This is a genomic window from Pararhizobium polonicum, assembly GCF_001687365.1.
In the GTDB taxonomy this organism is placed as follows: domain Bacteria; phylum Pseudomonadota; class Alphaproteobacteria; order Rhizobiales; family Rhizobiaceae; genus Pararhizobium; species Pararhizobium polonicum.
Map to the genome: position 1 here is coordinate 235,561 of NZ_LGLV01000005.1, position 14,444 is coordinate 250,004.

General features: G+C 62.9%; 20 protein-coding genes. 10 read left to right on the forward strand and 10 right to left on the reverse strand.

The features are described from left to right. Positions 1-132: 132 nt before the first annotated feature. Positions 133-1,731 carry an L-aspartate oxidase gene (locus ADU59_RS06945; RefSeq protein WP_068953060.1) on the forward strand — a complete coding sequence of 533 codons (1,599 nt, stop codon included), beginning with the start codon at positions 133-135 and terminating at the stop codon, positions 1,729-1,731. Between the two features lie 163 nt (positions 1,732-1,894). Continuing rightward, positions 1,895-2,797 (forward strand): carboxylating nicotinate-nucleotide diphosphorylase, encoded by a 903-nt coding sequence (gene nadC, locus ADU59_RS06950; protein WP_068953735.1) that lies wholly within the window; start codon positions 1,895-1,897, stop codon positions 2,795-2,797. Positions 2,798-2,816: 19 nt separating this feature from the next. Here nadC and ADU59_RS06955 read toward each other — a convergent pair whose 3' ends face one another. Next, positions 2,817-3,038, reverse strand: a complete 222-nt coding sequence (locus ADU59_RS06955; protein WP_068953061.1) for a DUF6434 domain-containing protein — start codon at positions 3,036-3,038, stop codon at positions 2,817-2,819. Between the two features lie 186 nt (positions 3,039-3,224). Here ADU59_RS06955 and ADU59_RS06960 point away from each other — a divergent pair, with 186 nt between their 5' ends. Then, positions 3,225-3,737: a superoxide dismutase family protein gene (locus tag ADU59_RS06960; protein WP_068953062.1), complete on the forward strand. Its 513-nt coding sequence runs from the start codon at positions 3,225-3,227 to the stop codon at positions 3,735-3,737. A 28-nt stretch (positions 3,738-3,765) separates the two neighbouring features. Here ADU59_RS06960 and ADU59_RS06965 read toward each other — a convergent pair whose 3' ends face one another. From ADU59_RS06965 to ADU59_RS07000, 8 genes are all read right to left on the reverse strand, one after another. Further along, positions 3,766-4,797, reverse strand: coding sequence for an NUDIX hydrolase (locus tag ADU59_RS06965; RefSeq protein ID WP_068953063.1), 1,032 nt, complete (start codon positions 4,795-4,797; stop codon positions 3,766-3,768). After that, complete coding sequence (locus tag ADU59_RS06970) at positions 4,733-5,272, reverse strand: tyrosine phosphatase family protein (RefSeq protein ID WP_068953064.1); 540 nt, start codon at positions 5,270-5,272, stop codon at positions 4,733-4,735. Before ADU59_RS06970 ends, ADU59_RS06965 begins: the two co-directional genes overlap by 65 nt. Position 5,273: 1 nt before the next feature. Further along, positions 5,274-5,882 (reverse strand): YfbR-like 5'-deoxynucleotidase, encoded by a 609-nt coding sequence (locus ADU59_RS06975; protein WP_083198156.1) that lies wholly within the window; start codon positions 5,880-5,882, stop codon positions 5,274-5,276. Next, on the reverse strand, positions 5,879-6,718 hold the full coding sequence (gene ygfZ / locus ADU59_RS06980) for a CAF17-like 4Fe-4S cluster assembly/insertion protein YgfZ (RefSeq protein WP_068953066.1): 840 nt from the start codon (positions 6,716-6,718) through the stop codon (positions 5,879-5,881). The genes ADU59_RS06975 and ygfZ overlap by 4 nt, the downstream gene beginning before the upstream one ends. A gap of 73 nt (positions 6,719-6,791) precedes the next feature. Continuing rightward, on the reverse strand, positions 6,792-7,556 hold the full coding sequence (locus ADU59_RS06985) for a hypothetical protein (RefSeq protein ID WP_068953068.1): 765 nt from the start codon (positions 7,554-7,556) through the stop codon (positions 6,792-6,794). A 13-nt stretch (positions 7,557-7,569) separates the two neighbouring features. Continuing rightward, positions 7,570-7,839: a hypothetical protein gene (locus tag ADU59_RS06990; RefSeq protein WP_099050770.1), complete on the reverse strand. Its 270-nt coding sequence runs from the start codon at positions 7,837-7,839 to the stop codon at positions 7,570-7,572. Positions 7,840-7,964: 125 nt separating this feature from the next. Further along, positions 7,965-8,387: a TIGR02301 family protein gene (locus tag ADU59_RS06995; RefSeq protein ID WP_068953737.1), complete on the reverse strand. Its 423-nt coding sequence runs from the start codon at positions 8,385-8,387 to the stop codon at positions 7,965-7,967. A 55-nt stretch (positions 8,388-8,442) separates the two neighbouring features. Then, complete coding sequence (locus ADU59_RS07000; protein ID WP_068953738.1) at positions 8,443-8,865, reverse strand: NUDIX hydrolase; 423 nt, start codon at positions 8,863-8,865, stop codon at positions 8,443-8,445. Positions 8,866-8,929: 64 nt separating this feature from the next. Here ADU59_RS07000 and ADU59_RS07005 point away from each other — a divergent pair, with 64 nt between their 5' ends. Further along, positions 8,930-9,694: an SOS response-associated peptidase gene (locus tag ADU59_RS07005; protein ID WP_068953070.1), complete on the forward strand. Its 765-nt coding sequence runs from the start codon at positions 8,930-8,932 to the stop codon at positions 9,692-9,694. 4 nt (positions 9,695-9,698) lie between these two features. On the opposite strand, the gene ADU59_RS30870 is transcribed toward ADU59_RS07005, so the two are convergent. Next, positions 9,699-9,854 (reverse strand): hypothetical protein, encoded by a 156-nt coding sequence (locus tag ADU59_RS30870; RefSeq protein ID WP_162843347.1) that lies wholly within the window; start codon positions 9,852-9,854, stop codon positions 9,699-9,701. Positions 9,855-10,270: 416 nt separating this feature from the next. Here ADU59_RS30870 and cysS point away from each other — a divergent pair, with 416 nt between their 5' ends. Genes cysS through pip form a run of 6 tightly spaced genes read left to right on the forward strand, consistent with a single transcriptional unit; the run spans position 10,271 to position 14,347 of the window. Next, on the forward strand, positions 10,271-11,662 hold the full coding sequence (cysS, locus tag ADU59_RS07010; protein ID WP_068953072.1) for a cysteine--tRNA ligase: 1,392 nt from the start codon (positions 10,271-10,273) through the stop codon (positions 11,660-11,662). 55 nt (positions 11,663-11,717) lie between these two features. Beyond that, complete coding sequence (locus ADU59_RS07015; protein ID WP_068953074.1) at positions 11,718-11,972, forward strand: antitoxin; 255 nt, start codon at positions 11,718-11,720, stop codon at positions 11,970-11,972. Continuing rightward, complete coding sequence (locus ADU59_RS07020) at positions 11,969-12,394, forward strand: type II toxin-antitoxin system VapC family toxin (RefSeq protein WP_244506365.1); 426 nt, start codon at positions 11,969-11,971, stop codon at positions 12,392-12,394. The genes ADU59_RS07015 and ADU59_RS07020 overlap by 4 nt, the downstream gene beginning before the upstream one ends. Continuing rightward, a complete protein-coding gene (locus tag ADU59_RS07025; RefSeq protein ID WP_068953078.1) occupies positions 12,391-12,873 on the forward strand; it encodes a GFA family protein in 483 nt (160 codons plus the stop codon). Before ADU59_RS07020 ends, ADU59_RS07025 begins: the two co-directional genes overlap by 4 nt. Further along, positions 12,870-13,340, forward strand: coding sequence for a GFA family protein (locus ADU59_RS07030; RefSeq protein WP_068953080.1), 471 nt, complete (start codon positions 12,870-12,872; stop codon positions 13,338-13,340). Before ADU59_RS07025 ends, ADU59_RS07030 begins: the two co-directional genes overlap by 4 nt. Before the next feature lie 47 nt (positions 13,341-13,387). Continuing rightward, positions 13,388-14,347 (forward strand): prolyl aminopeptidase, encoded by a 960-nt coding sequence (gene pip / locus ADU59_RS07035; RefSeq protein ID WP_068953082.1) that lies wholly within the window; start codon positions 13,388-13,390, stop codon positions 14,345-14,347. Positions 14,348-14,444 lie beyond the last annotated feature (97 nt).

Sequence of the window (14,444 nt, forward strand, 5' to 3'; positions counted from 1 at the left end):
CAAGCCCCTCCCCCTTGTGGGGAGGGGTTGGGGGAGGGGACTTTCTTTCAAACAAGGAAAAACCCCTCCCGGCCCTACGGGCCACCCTCCCCACAAGGGGGAGGGAAAGTGCCGCGCCGGAGGAGGAATACAATGCTGACCGACCATTTCCGCCCGCAGTCCTTCAACGGCATCGACGATATCGTCATTGTCGGCGGCGGGCTTGCCGGCCTTTTCTGCGCGCTGAAGCTCAGCCCCCGGCCGGTCACGGTGCTGGCCGCCGCCCCGATCGGGTATGGCGCTTCGTCCGCCTGGGCGCAGGGCGGCATCGCCGCTGCCATGGGCCTGGGCGATACGGTCGACAAGCACGTGGCCGATACGCTGATTGCCGGTGCCGGCATCGTCGATGAGAAGATGACGCGGATGATGGTGGCGGAAGGCCCGGCCCGCATCCACGATCTGCTGGGCTACGGCGTGCCCTTCGACCGCGATCTGGAAGGCAAGCTGCTCTTGTCGCGCGAGGCCGCCCATTCCGAGCGCCGCATCGTCCGCGTCAAGGGCGACATGGCCGGCAAGGCCATCATGGAAGCCCTGATCGCCGCCGTCCGCAACACACCCTCGATCCGGGTGCTGGAAGGTTATGTGGTCGAGGAATTGGTGCGTCAGGGCCGGTTCATCTCCGGCGTCATCGCCCGTCCGGATGCAGGCCAGTCGAAGAAGCGCGTGTCGTTTCCGGCGCGCGCCGTGGTGCTTTGCTCGGGCGGTGTCGGCCATCTGTTCTCCGTCACCACCAATCCGACCGAGGCCTGCGGGCAGGGCGTCGGCATGGCGGCCCGCGCCGGCGCGATCATCGCCGATCCGGAATTCATCCAGTTTCACCCGACGGCGATCAACATCGGCCGCGATCCGGCACCGCTGGCAACCGAGGCCCTGCGGGGTGACGGCGCACACCTGATCAACTCGGCCGGTCATCGCTTCATGCTCGATATCCACCCGGACGGCGAGCTTGCCCCCCGCGATATCGTGTCCCGCGGCGTCTTTGCCGAAGTGCAGGCCGGACGCGGCGCTTTCCTCGACTGCACCAAGGCCGTCGGGGCGCATTTCCCCGAAGCATTCCCCACCGTTTATGCCTCCTGCCTGTCGGCGGGCATCGATCCGGTCACGCAGCCGATCCCGGTCGTTCCGGCTGTGCACTATCACATGGGCGGCGTGCTGACCGATGCGGAAGGCCGTACCTCGATCGACGGGCTCTGGGCCGCCGGTGAAGTGACCTCCACCGGTGTTCACGGCGCCAACCGGCTCGCCTCCAATTCGCTGCTCGAAGCCGTGGTCTTTGCCGCCCGCATCGCCGAAAACATCAAGGGCATGCTGCCGGAACCGAAGATCACCGATTGGGGTGACAATGCCGGCGAGAATGATGATCCGGTAACGATCGAGGACAGCCCGCCGCTGACCGCCCTTCGCCACATCATGAGCGAGCATGTCGGCGTCATCCGTTCGCGCGATACGCTGACCCGGGCCATCCGCGGCATCGCCAACCTGGAGCGCCAGAACACGCGCATGCGCTTCAGCAACATCGTCACCACGGCCAAGCTGATCGCCACCGGCGCCTATCTGCGCACCGAAAGCCGGGGCGGCCATTTCCGGTCCGATTGCCCCGAACCACGGCCGGAATGGAAGCACCGGACGTTCCTGACGCTCGCCGAGGCCGACCGGGTCGTGGCTGAGGTCGCGGAGACGGAAAGCGTTTAGGGCTGTCTACCAACCCGCTTGCTCCGTCACCCTCGGGCTTGACCCGAGGGTCCAGAGACGGGCGGCATGGATCCTCGGCTCAAGGCCGAGGATGACGATTAAAAGGGCCGGTTTGAGAAAGCTGGAGCCTTCGCACTACATCCTTGAGGACCCGCCTATGACCTTGACAGCCCTTCGCCCCGAACTGCCCGCCCTGATGGTCGAAGAGCAGGTCCGTTTGGCCCTGCTGGAAGATCTCGGCCGCGCCGGCGACATCACCACCTATGCGACCATCGCGCCGGACAGGACCGCCACCGCTGAAATGAACGCCCGCGAAAACGGCGTCATCGCCGGCATGGAACTGGCGCGCACCGCCTTCCGCCTGATCGATCCGGCGATCCGCTTCGAGGCCCTGGCGGCGGATGGCGACCGGATTGCGCCCGGCACGGTTCTGGCGCGCATCTCAGGCCCGGCACGCGGCCTGTTGTCGGCCGAACGCGTCGCGCTCAATTTCCTCATGCATCTCTGCGGTGTCGCCACCTATACCTCGAAATTCGCAGCCGAAATCGCCCACACGGGCGCAAAGGTCTGCTGCACCCGCAAGACCCTTCCCGGCCTGCGGGCACTGGAGAAATATGCGGTGCGCCTCGGCGGTGGCTCCAACCATCGCTATGGCCTAGATGACGCGATTCTGATCAAGGACAACCATATCGCCGTTTCCGGCGGTGTCGCCTCTGCCGTCCATGCCGCGCGCGCCTATTGCGGCCATCTGGTCAAGATCGAAGTCGAGGTCGATGGGCTCGACCAGATGCGCGAGGCGCTGACCGCCAGCCCGGATGTCATCCTGCTCGACAATATGGGGCCGGACGTCCTGCGCGAGGCCGTCGCAATCAACACCACCCACTGGCAACTTTCAGCGGAAGCCTATGCCGCCGATCCGCGCCGCACCAAGCTGGAAGCCTCCGGCAACGTCAACTTCCAGACCATCCGCGCCATCGCCGAAACCGGCGTCGATTACATCTCGACCTCGAAGATCACCATGGCTGCGCCGACGCTGGATATCGGGCTGGATGTGGTGATCGGCTGAGGCCCAACAGTGACGGTCGTCACGCGCCGGTGATTGCCCTGCGCCGTTTCCATTCGTCGGCCACGTCGCCCATCGTCTTTGCCGTGCCATCCTTGATCCACGCCATGAAGGCGCGGTCGAAGGAAAAGCTGTCGCCGCATTGCGCGGTGAGAAAGCGGCGGACATTCTGGGTATTCCGGTAGGTTGGCGTGACCGCGGTATCGCGGTCGATCGGATCGGCGTGCCAGTCGAAACCTGTCATCTCTGTTTTCCTGTCGTTGCAGCACAAGCGGGTGGACCAGACGTGCATCGATCGTCAGTGTCCTGCCGCAATCGTAGTGGTAGATCTCGAACCGCCCGGTTTTGCCATCCGCACATTGATTTCGGAACCGCATGCCCCGTGACACGTTGTCCTTAACGGACATCCTATTCACTGGAGACATATCCCATGAAGCGCCTGATCACCACGCTCGTCCTGGTTCTCGCGACGGCGACGGCCGTCTATGCGCAGCCATCGTCGCAGACGGCCATCGCCAATTTCATCGGCAAGGACGGCAAGGAGACCGGCCGGGCGGCACTCACGCAGGGCAAGACCGGCGTCCTGATCGAGGTGGAGGTGACGAACCTGCCGCCGGGCCAATGGGTGGCGTTCCATATTCATGAAACCGGCAAATGCGATGCCGCGCACAATCACGAATCGGCCGGCAAACATTTCAATCCCGGCAATACCGAGCATGGTTTCCTCGCCGCCAACGGTCCGCATGCGGGCGATATGCCCAACCAGTATGTCGGTGCCGACGGCGTTCTGCGCGGTCAGGTCTTCAACAGCATGGTCGTGCTCGACAACGCTGAAAACGGCATTCGCGGCCGGGCGTTGATGATCCATGCGAAATCCGACGACAACCGCAGCCAGCCTTCCGGCGATGCCGGCGAGCGGCTTGCCTGCGCGGTGATCGAATAATCCAGCAACGGCGGCGGCCCGGTCGCGCCTACCGGCCGCCGACCTTCAGGCCCGGGGCCGGGCGCTCGTCGAGTATCTGCCGGCGGAAGCGGAAGAGGGCGGCGGGCCGTCCGCCGGTGGCCGCCGTCAGCATGCCGGTCGGCTCGACAAGCTCGGCGCCTTCGACGAGACGGCGGAAGTTCTGCTTGTGCAGATGCCGGCCGGAAATCGCCTCGACCGTCGCCTGCAGGTCGGTCAGCGTGAATTCCGGCGGCATCAGTTCGAAGATCACCGGCCGGTATTTGATCTTGCCGCGCAGCCGGGCGACGGCGGTGGCGACGATGCGCCGGTGATCGTGGCGCATGGTCAGCCCGATCGGCGGTGTATCCGCTGCAACCGCGCGGCCATCGATCACGGCTTCGCCGACAAGACCGGCCTCATAGAGAAGTTCGTAGCGCTCCAGCACGCGCTCCTCGTCCCAGGGAAAATCATCGAGCCCGAAGGCAAGCCGCATGCGGGTGCGCCGCTGCGGCAGGCCCATGCGCTCGTCCTGCTGACCGCTCTTTTCCCAGAGCCGCAGCGCCGGCAGGATGAGCTGGTCGATCAGGGCGGGCCTGCCTTGCCGCCAGTCTTCCCATGGCAGGTAGCTGTACCAGTCGCGCCAATGGGCGCCGGCGTCTGCCAGCCGCGCATTGTTTTCGGCGTCGGTGCGCGTCAGGGCAAGATAACCGACCGAAACCATATGCTTGCTCGTTTCGCCGGCCGAGCGGTGGCGGCCCTGATCGCCGAAGGTGTAAAGCTGCTCGATATAGCCGAGATCGAGTGCCGTCTGCTGCTCGACACTGGCTCTGAGGCTGGTTTCGAAGGTGCGGTGAAGGGCAGGATCGAAAGGACCGAAAGGCAGGCCGTCGCGGCCGTCATCCGTCCCCTCGCTGACGGCAAGGATGCGCGGAGAGCGGTTCGTCACCGCGACGATCGCGGCGTTGAGGCCGATCTCGACGGTGACGGTTGCCTCGTCAACCGGCATGGACGGCAGGCTCCGGCAGCGGGGAGAAGACGAAGGGCACGTTGCCATCGGCATCGGCACCACGGCCGATCGCCTTGATCGCCGCCACCAGCCGCCCGTTGCGCGACAGCAGGCGGTCGCCGATCTCGATCAGCCGGGAATTGGGGGTGACATAGGCGGAGGCGGCCCGCAGCCGTCGCGCCAGCTCGGTTTCGTCCTGATCGGGTTCTACGGCCAGGGCTGCGATGGCGGCAGCGGCGGGCGAGCGCGAAATGCCCATCCAGCAATGGATCAAAAGCGGGGCCGAACGGTCCCATTGCCGCGCAAATTCGATGATCTGCAGCACGTGTTCTTCGCCCGGTGCCACCAGTCCGGCATTCCCGGAAAACGTGATATCGTTCATCGAAAGCAGCAGATGCCGGTCGGCCGCGATTACCGCCGGACGATGGAAGGTCTGCTCCTTTGCCATCAGGCTGATCATTTCGCTGGCGCGGTGGCGCACGGCCATTTCGGCGATGCGTGACAGGGGCGAAACGACGATCACCGGCATCTCAGGAGACCGCCCGTGCGCTCAGGCGTTCGGCTTCGATCGCCTCGAACCGTTCGGCAAACAGTTTTTGCGCTTCGATCGCCGGCAGCGGATCGATCAGGATCATCTCGCGGGTAATGCCGCGCGGCTGGCCGAAGAACTTTTTGGCTTCCTCCAGCGAAAATCCGGCCAGCACCGTCGCCTCGAAATAGGCGGCGATCTGGTCGGCCTTCTTGATCCTGCGTTTCAGTTCGGCCGGCATCGTGGATGGAAGCCCGAAGCGCAGGTGAATGGCGCCCTCCAGCCGTTTCTCCACCACCTTGTAGCCGCCGCCAACCACCGCCTTGAACGGCGAGATCATGTCGCCGATCACATATTCCGGCGCATCGTGCAGCAGTGCCATCTGGCACTCCTCGGCGCTGCCGTCATATTGTCGGCGAAAGATCTCCTCGACCACCAGGCTGTGCTGGGCGACGGAAAAGGCATGGTCGCCTTCCGTCTGGCCGTTCCAGCGGGCAACGCGGGCAAGCCCATGGGCGATATCGGAGAGTTCGACATCGAGCGGCGAGGGATCGAGCAGATCCAGCCGCCGTCCGGACAACATGCGCTGCCAGGCGCGGGCAGACATCAGGCGCTTGCCTCGTCGGCATTCGCCGGGAAATCCAGACCCGTCCAGCCGGGCAGGACGAGGGTGACAGGTATCTCGCCGGCCAGGATCGGCTCGCCCGATGCCATGGCCTCGCCGGCCTTGTCGATGCGCACGATTGCGAGACCCGAGGAGCCGATGACGCTGCCAAGCGCACCGATCGTGCGGCCCTTGGCGGTCAGCGCGGTTCCCGTGTCGGGCAGGGCGGTATCGGCCGCGACGATGACGACGCGGCGGCGTGCGGTGCCGCGATGCTGCATGCGCGAGACGACCTCCTGGCCGACATAGCAGCCTTTCTTGAAAGAGAGCGCACCGTTCTTGTCCATCAGCACGTCATGCGGAAAGGCGTCCTGCAGAGCGTAATCGGGGCCGGAGACGGCAATGCCGCTGGCGATGCGCAGGCGCTCGTATTCATCCGTGCCGGCCGTCTCGCCAGTGGCGCCATAGGCGCGGTAAACGACCCTGTCGGCCTTGGCAAAACGGGCATCGCGGTAAGCACCGGATGTGTCTTCGAAATGGATGGTCACAGCGGCCGGTGCCGTCAGGGACAGGGTAATCGGTGCCCGCAGCTTGTACATGGTCAGCCGCTTTAGCAGCGCCTCGGCCTGATCCGCACCGGTTTCAAGCCGGATCGAGGTGCCGTCGCGCGTCACCATGAAATCGAACAGGATCTTGCCCTGTGGCGTCAAAAGCGCGCCGGGTTTGGCTTCGCCGTCGTCCAGCAGATCGAGATCGGTGGTGATCAGCGCTTGCAGAAACTCCTGCGCCTCCTGTCCCGACACGGTGACGATGGCGCGATCTGGAAGAGCGATGGGCTGCATGGCGTTTGTCCTGTTCATCAAGTGAAACAGGTAGGATTTCGCAAGCGTCGCGGCAAGCGCTTTGCGACGCCCGTCAGTCTCCGGCCACGAAAAATTTCCACTGGCCGTCCGGCGTGATCCCGACGCGGTAGAAATTATAGTTGCCGGCTTCCTCCATCTCGGCGAAATCGCCGGCGGTCACCAGCCGGAAGAGATCGACCTTTTCCGGTGGGGTGAGCGAGGACAGGGGCTTTTCGGTGAAGTAGGGCCAGACATAGACTTCGTCCGGCGTACCTTTTTCGGTGAGTACGAAACCGGTCGACAGGACGTCGAGCAGGATCGCCAGGATTTCAATGCCCTGCGGATCGCCGGAAAGGCCCTTCAGCGTCTCGACGGGATCGGCGTCATTGCCGCTCACCTGCGTCTGGGTCTGGCCTTTGCCGAGCAACGGCCGCAGCCGTTCGATATCTCCGGAGGCCGCCGCCTCGACGATCAGTTCGCGCATACGGGCGACGGGTTCGGGGATCTTCGAAACATCCGACAGCACTTCCACCGGCTCGGCCGGTGTCTGGTCCTCGACCGAATCACTCTTGGTATCGCGGGCAGGTTTGTGGACCAGGGGGTCCGGCATCGGAATCTGCATCGGGCCTTCGTCGGCAGGCTCGTCGTCTTCCGGAACGTCCCCGGTCTTCTTGTCCGGGCCCGCTTTGTCCTGGCTCGTCTCCGCGGGTAACTGTTTCAGCTCGCTGAGCGCGAGGGCGGAGTGGGGCAAAAGCAGGGATGTGGCAAACACGCTGGCAAGCAGCAACGCGGAAAGGCGAACCGCACGTGTCCGGTTTGCTGATAGCTGGCGTTTCATGGCGGCCTCGAGGCTACTGCAGGGTGCGTTCCGGTGAGAACTCGCCGGCCAGCATACGCTCGCGAAGCGAATTCAACATGGCTTCGGCCCCATCTTCGCCGTGGATACGGATCGTCTCGCGCATGGCAAGAGCAATGGCAGCGTCAGCGATGATCTCCGGCTCGATGCCATCGGCCATGCCATCCGCCCAGGCTTCATTCTGGTGTTCCAAGGCTGCCTGCATCTTCTCATGAACAATCATGTCGTCGATGTCATTCAGACGTGGTTCCATCATTCGTTCCATGCCGTTTCACACTCTTTACTTGGCATCCAACTCGAGCCGATGCCACTTCTTACCACTCTCTTAACAACCTTAGCAGCCTTTTCCCAAAACGACACGGGCTCCTGAAGAAAGAGGTTAATTTCCCATTAATTTCCGAAGCGGGCGGTTATTTCTGAAGCAAGTGTTGCTCCTTCAGCACGGTATCGCTCGTCGGCGAGAACGGCGGGCGGCGTGCAGGCCGTATAAACGGAGGCAAATGTGCGGTAACCGCGGTTGAAGGCGGCGGTCATGCGGGCACGCCTCTGGACCTCGCCCGGCGCCTCCTTGTCGAGCAGATCCTGCATCGATTGCCGCCAGCTGTCCGCTGCGGCATCCTTGCAGAGCATGCGCAAATAGTGAACGGATCCAAGGATTTCCGAAAGCCGGAGCAGCCGCGCATCATAGGGCGCAGCCTTCTCTGCCGTATCGGTGGGAATGCCGGACGGCGTGGCCGGCTGCGCCTGGACGCTCGGCGGCAGGGCGAGAAAAACCAGCAAAAGAGACGGTCGGATGGCTGGAAAGCGGATCATGTTTCTTTCAAGCCCCGAATCACGTGCGCGGGCAAGTGGATTTTCACCGGCATGGTTACCGGCGGGCAAGCGCCTCGAGTTTTTCCACGCATTCGCGCACACTCTCGGGGATGGGGAGATCAAAGATCTCGGCCGCCGTATACCAGCCGATCCCGGCCGCATCGTCGCCGGCGATCGCGACACGATCCGGATCGGCCTCGACCGTGAAGACCGAGAGGAAAAAATGCCGGGCTCCGGCCCCGTCCGATTCGCGTGGCGGCAGGTCGTAGGTTTCAAACAGCACGGGATTGCGCGCCGCAATGCCCGTCTCCTCGTGAAACTCACGCAACGCCGTTTCCGCCGGCGTCTCCCCGGCCTCCGCCCGTCCGCCCGGGAAGGCATACATATCCGCGGACGGTGGATTGGCGCGCCGCACGAGCAGATAGCGCCCCTCGCGTTCGAGAATGGCGGATGAGGCAAGTTGGGGAGAGGATGTCATGTTCATGAACCAGGCAAGCATCGAAAATCTTGACCCACATTAGGTGAAGTGCGATTTGAATGCCATGTGCGGACGATTTTCGCTGACGGCGACACCGAAGGAATTGGCTGACGTCTTCGGTCTTCTGGAAACGGAGGATTTTCCGGCGCGTTTCAACATTGCGCCGACGCAGCCGATCATCATCGTCATGTCTGGCGAGCGCCAGCGGCCGGGCAGCAATCTGCCGGACCGCAGGGCGCTTCTGGTGCGCTGGGGGCTGACGCCGTCCTGGGTCAAGGATCCGCGTGATTTTCCGCTGCTGATCAATGCCCGCGCCGAAACGGCGGCCGGCAAGGCATCGTTCAAGGCGGCGATGCGCCACCGGCGCATTCTCATCCCGGCCTCCGGTTTCTATGAATGGCATCGGCCGTCGAAGGAAAGCGGAGAAGCGTCACAGGCCTATTGGATCCGTCCGAGAGACGGCGGCATCGTTGCATTCGCGGGCCTGATGGAGACCTGGTCTTCCGCCGACGGATCTGAGGTCGATACCGGCGCGATCCTCACCACCCATGCCAATTCCAGGATAGGCGATGTGCACGATCGCATGCCGGTGGTGATCAAGCCGGAGGACTTTGCCCGCTGGCTTGATTGCCGGACGCAGGAGCCGCGCGATGTCGCGGACCTGCTGGCGCCAGCGGACGACGATTATTTCGAGGTCATCGCCGTATCCGACCGGGTGAACAAGGTGGCCAATACCGGCGCCGACCTCCAGACCCCGGTACACGTTGCCGCAAGACCCGCCGCAAAGCCCAAGGAGCCGCCCGCCAACCCCCAGCTGTCGCTCTTTTGAGCGATCAGGCCGGCTGCTTCGGCAAGGCGGGTTTTTTCACCGGCTTCGGCTTGATCTGCAAAGCGGCGGCAAGCACGGCCTTCAGGCCGAGCGGACGGTATTGCTCGACGAGATTGGCCGCCGCTCGCGGACTGTTCTTGTCGGTTTTTGGACCAGGCATTTCAAATTCTCCTCAGGTGCTGTCCCTAGCTGGAAACGCTTCGACCGGTGTGTTGTCCATCGGAATGGCGTTCCTCGTTGTACCCCGGGAAACAGGCTTTAATGTGCAAGTGCCTGAAAGCCTTGATTCCCCCGGGTTCCGGCGTCTCCAGATAAGCCCAATCATGACAAAACAATGACGTATGATCCAGTATTCCAACATATCACGCTGGAGCGCGGCTGACCTCTTGACCGGGCGTAAACGAAGCGCGATAAAGCTGCCCATGAAAACGGTTATCTGCATCACCTGCCGGATTATTATTCGCTAGCCCCAAAGCTGGCCTGGCCGTTTTCGTCTCCCAAAAATCAAGATGACAACGCGAAGGTCCAGCCGGGCGGCTGTGTGTATTCGGTGGCGTGCGGAATGGGAGATGGAACATGGGCGGACAGCCGGCATTGAAATTGTACAACACGCTGACACGGGAGAAAGCCGATTTCGCGCCGATCGACCCGCAGAATGTCCGCATGTATGTCTGCGGCCCGACGGTCTATGATTTCGCCCATATCGGCAATGCCCGCCCGGTCATCGTCTTCGATGTGCTCAACCGGCTGCTGCGCCATGTCTACGGCGACAGCCATGTCACCTATGTCCGCAACATCACCGACGTCGATGACAAGATCAACGCGCGTGCTCTGCGCGATTTCCCCGACCTGCCGCTGAACGACGCTATCCGCGCGGTGACGGAAAAGACCGAGACGCAGTTCTTCGAGGATGCGAAGGCACTCGGCTGCGTCGAGCCGGACGTGCAGCCGCGCGCCACCGACAATATCCCCCAGATGATCGAGATCATCGAGGCGCTGATCGCCAAGGGCCACGCCTATGCGGCTGAAGGCGAGGTGCTGTTCGATACAAGGTCGATGGCGGACTACGGGCAATTGTCGAAGCGCAATCTCGACGAGCAGCAGGCCGGCGCCCGCATCGCCGTCGATGTGCACAAGAAAAACCCGGGCGATTTCGTCCTCTGGAAGCTCTCCTCCAACGAAGAGCCCGGCTGGGAAAGCCCGTGGGGCAGGGGCCGCCCCGGCTGGCACATCGAATGCTCGGCGATGAGCCAGCGTTATCTCGGCGAGACCTTCGATATCCATGGCGGCGGGCTTGACCTGATCTTCCCGCACCACGAAAACGAGATCGCCCAGTCGCGCTGCGCCCACGGCACGGAGGTGATGGCCAATGTCTGGATGCACAACGGGTTTGTGCAGGTTGAAGGCCGCAAGATGTCGAAGTCCGACGGCAATTTCGTCACCATCCATGAACTGCTGCACACGGAAACCTTTGGCGGCCGCACATGGCCGGGCGAGGTTTTGCGGCTGGCCATGCTGATGACGCATTACCGCGAGCCGATCGATTTTTCGATCAAGCGGCTGGAAGAGGCGGAGCGATTGCTCTCCAGGTGGCCGGCGGGCAAACCTGGCGATACCGCGCCGGACCTTTCCGTCATCAGTGCGTTGGCCGACGACCTGAACACCGTTGCGGCTGTGCAGGCCCTGCATGCTCTGGCTTCGGCCGCCAACGCCGACGCAGCAGCCTTGCCGGTTTTCGCCGCAAGCGCTGCTCTGCTCGGTGTGCTGCCGAAGGAAACGGAGGTTGATGAAGCCGTTGCCTCCGCGGTCGAGGCGCTGGTGGCGATGCGCCTCGAAATGCTGAAAGCCAAGAACTTCGCGGAAGCCGACAAAATCCGCGACGACTTGCTGGCCAAGGGCATCCAGCTGAAAGACGGCAAGGATGCGGCGACCGGCGAGCGTGTGACCACGTGGGAGGTCAAGCGTTAACTTGTCTATTTGAGTGTGGTGGCATATGTTTAGGCATATGCCAAAGGAGGCCGCCATGACTGTGATCCATGTTGACCAGGAGCGTGAGGTGAAGCTCTTTCGCAACGGCCGCAATCAGGCCGTTCGCATTCCCGTGGAATTCGAGCTTCCGGGAAACGAGGCGATCATGCGCAAGGAGGGCGACCGGCTGATCATCGAGCCGAAAAAGAAAAGCGGTCTGCTGGAATGGCTGGCCACGATCGAGCCTTGGGACGAAGAGTTTCCGGATGTTGATGACGGGCAGTTACCGCTCGAGGATGTCGATCTGTGAGCACGTGGCTCTATATGCTCGACACGAATATTGTGTCGCATCTGATCCGCGCTCCGGGTGGTGTGGTTGCGCGCCGCGTTGAAGCCGTTGGAAGTGACCAGCTTTGTATCAGTGCGCTTGTCGCGTCTGAACTCCGCTATGGCGCGGTGAAAAAACGATCGGAGCGCCTGTCGTCGCTGATCGAAAACGTCCTCGAACGTTTGGACGTCCTGGCCTATGAAGTTGCGGCTACCGTGCACTACGCAGACATTCGAGACCAACTCACCCGCGATGGTAATCTCATTGGCCCCATGGATCTTTTGATCGCGGCACATGCCCGCGCTTTGGACCTGACTTTTGTAACGGACAACACCGGCGAATTTTCGCGCGTGACTGGCCTCAAGCTTGAAAACTGGCTCGTAGATCAGGAGATGGTGCCATGACCGCCTCCATCCAGACCGGCGGCTGCCAGTGCGGCGCGGTGCGCTTCCGTGTCGATGGCGCGCTTGGCGATGCCTCCGTCTGCCATTGCCGCATGTGCCAGAAGGCGTTTGGCAATTTCTATGCACCGCTGGTTTCCGTCCGCCAGGCAAAGCTCGTCTGGACGCGGGGAGGCCCGAAATATTTCCAGTCTTCCAATGCCGCCAAGCGCGGCTTCTGTGGGGATTGCGGCACGCCGCTCTGTTATGAGGCGCCGGATGGCGTTGCCCTGGCGATCGCGGCTTTCGATAAACCCGCAGGCATCGTTCCGAAAATCCAGTGGGGCATCGAGGCCAAGCTGCCTTACGTCGATCACGTGCCGGACCTGCCGGGCGAAGACACGATGGCCGATCAGGATGCCGTGTCCTTTCTCGCGCATCTCGTTTCCTATCAGCATCCCGATTACGATACAGATCATTGGCCAGTGGAGAACCCGACATGACCGAGACCATTCGAACCGGAGGCTGCCAGTGCGGCGCCGTGCGTTTCAAGATTCACGGTGCGCTTGGCCGCCCGTCGATCTGCCATTGCCGCATGTGCCAGAAAGCCTTCGGCGGCTTCTTCGGCCCGCTCGTCACCGTCAAGGGCGAGACGGAGTGGACGCGCGGCGAGCCGAGCTATTTCCAGTCCTCCGTCAACATTGCCCGCGGCTTCTGCGCCGCCTGCGGCACGCCCTTGACCTACAGGCATCCGGGTGGCCTCGAAATCGCCATCGGCGCCTTCGACGACCGCTCCGATCTCGCCCCGCAGATTCAGGTGAATTTCGAAGCCCGCAACCCGTGGGTCACGACCATCTTCGATCAGCCGGTGCATCAGGATCCCAACTATTACATGCAGCAGGAGCAGATCATTTCCTTCCAGCATCCGGACCACGACACCGAGGTCTGGCCGCAGTTTCCGGATGCCTGAAGCCACAGGCGGGCATTGATCTCTATTCGACCAGAAAGCAGACAGGCATGACCGAAATTTTCCGCACGCTCTATCCCGAAATCGAACCCTATGCCTCCGGCCATCTCGATGTCGGCGATGGCCACACTATCTATTGGGAAAAGTCGGGAACGCCCGGCGCCAAGCCGGCCGTGTTCCTGCATGGCGGCCCGGGCGGCACGATCTCGCCCAAGCACCGCCGCCTGTTCGATCCGAAGCTCTATGACGTCACCCTGTTCGACCAGCGCGGCTGCGGCAAGTCGACGCCGCATGCGGAACTGGAAGCCAACACCACCTGGCATCTGGTCGCCGATATCGAGCGGCTGCGCGACATGGCCGGTGCCGAGCAATGGCTGGTCTTCGGCGGCTCATGGGGCTCGACGCTGGCGCTCGCCTATGCGCAAAAACATCCCGAGCGCGTGTCCGAACTGGTCGTGCGCGGCATCTACACGCTGACCAAGGCGGAGCTTGACTGGTACTATCAGTTCGGCGTCTCGGAAATGTTCCCGGATAAATGGGAACGCTTCATCGCACCGATCCCGGAAAACGAGCGCCACGAGATGATGCTTGCCTATCACCGGCGGCTGACCAGCGCCGACAAGGCGACCCGCGTTGCCGCGGCCAAGGCCTGGAGCGTATGGGAAGGCGAGACCATCACGCTGCTGCCCGAACCTGCGACCTCGACGCCCTTCGAGGACGAGGAATACGCCCACGCCTTCGCCCGCATCGAGAACCATTTCTTCGTCAATGCCGGCTGGCTGGAGGAGGGGCAGTTGTTGCGCGACGCCCACAAACTGCACGGCATCCCCGGCGTCATCGTCCACGGCCGCTACGACATGCCGTGTCCGGCAAAATACGCCTGGGCGCTGCACAAGGCCTGGCCCGAAGCCGAATTCCATCTGATCGAAGGGGCAGGGCATGCCTATTCCGAGCCCGGCATTCTCGACAGGCTGATCCGGGCGACGGACCGGTTTGCGGGGAAACAGTAAGGAGCTGCCCCTCATCCGCCCTGTCGGGCACCTTCTCCCCGTGAACGGGGAGAAGGGATCTGCGGCAAACTCTGTTGTCCCCTCTCCCCGCCTGCGG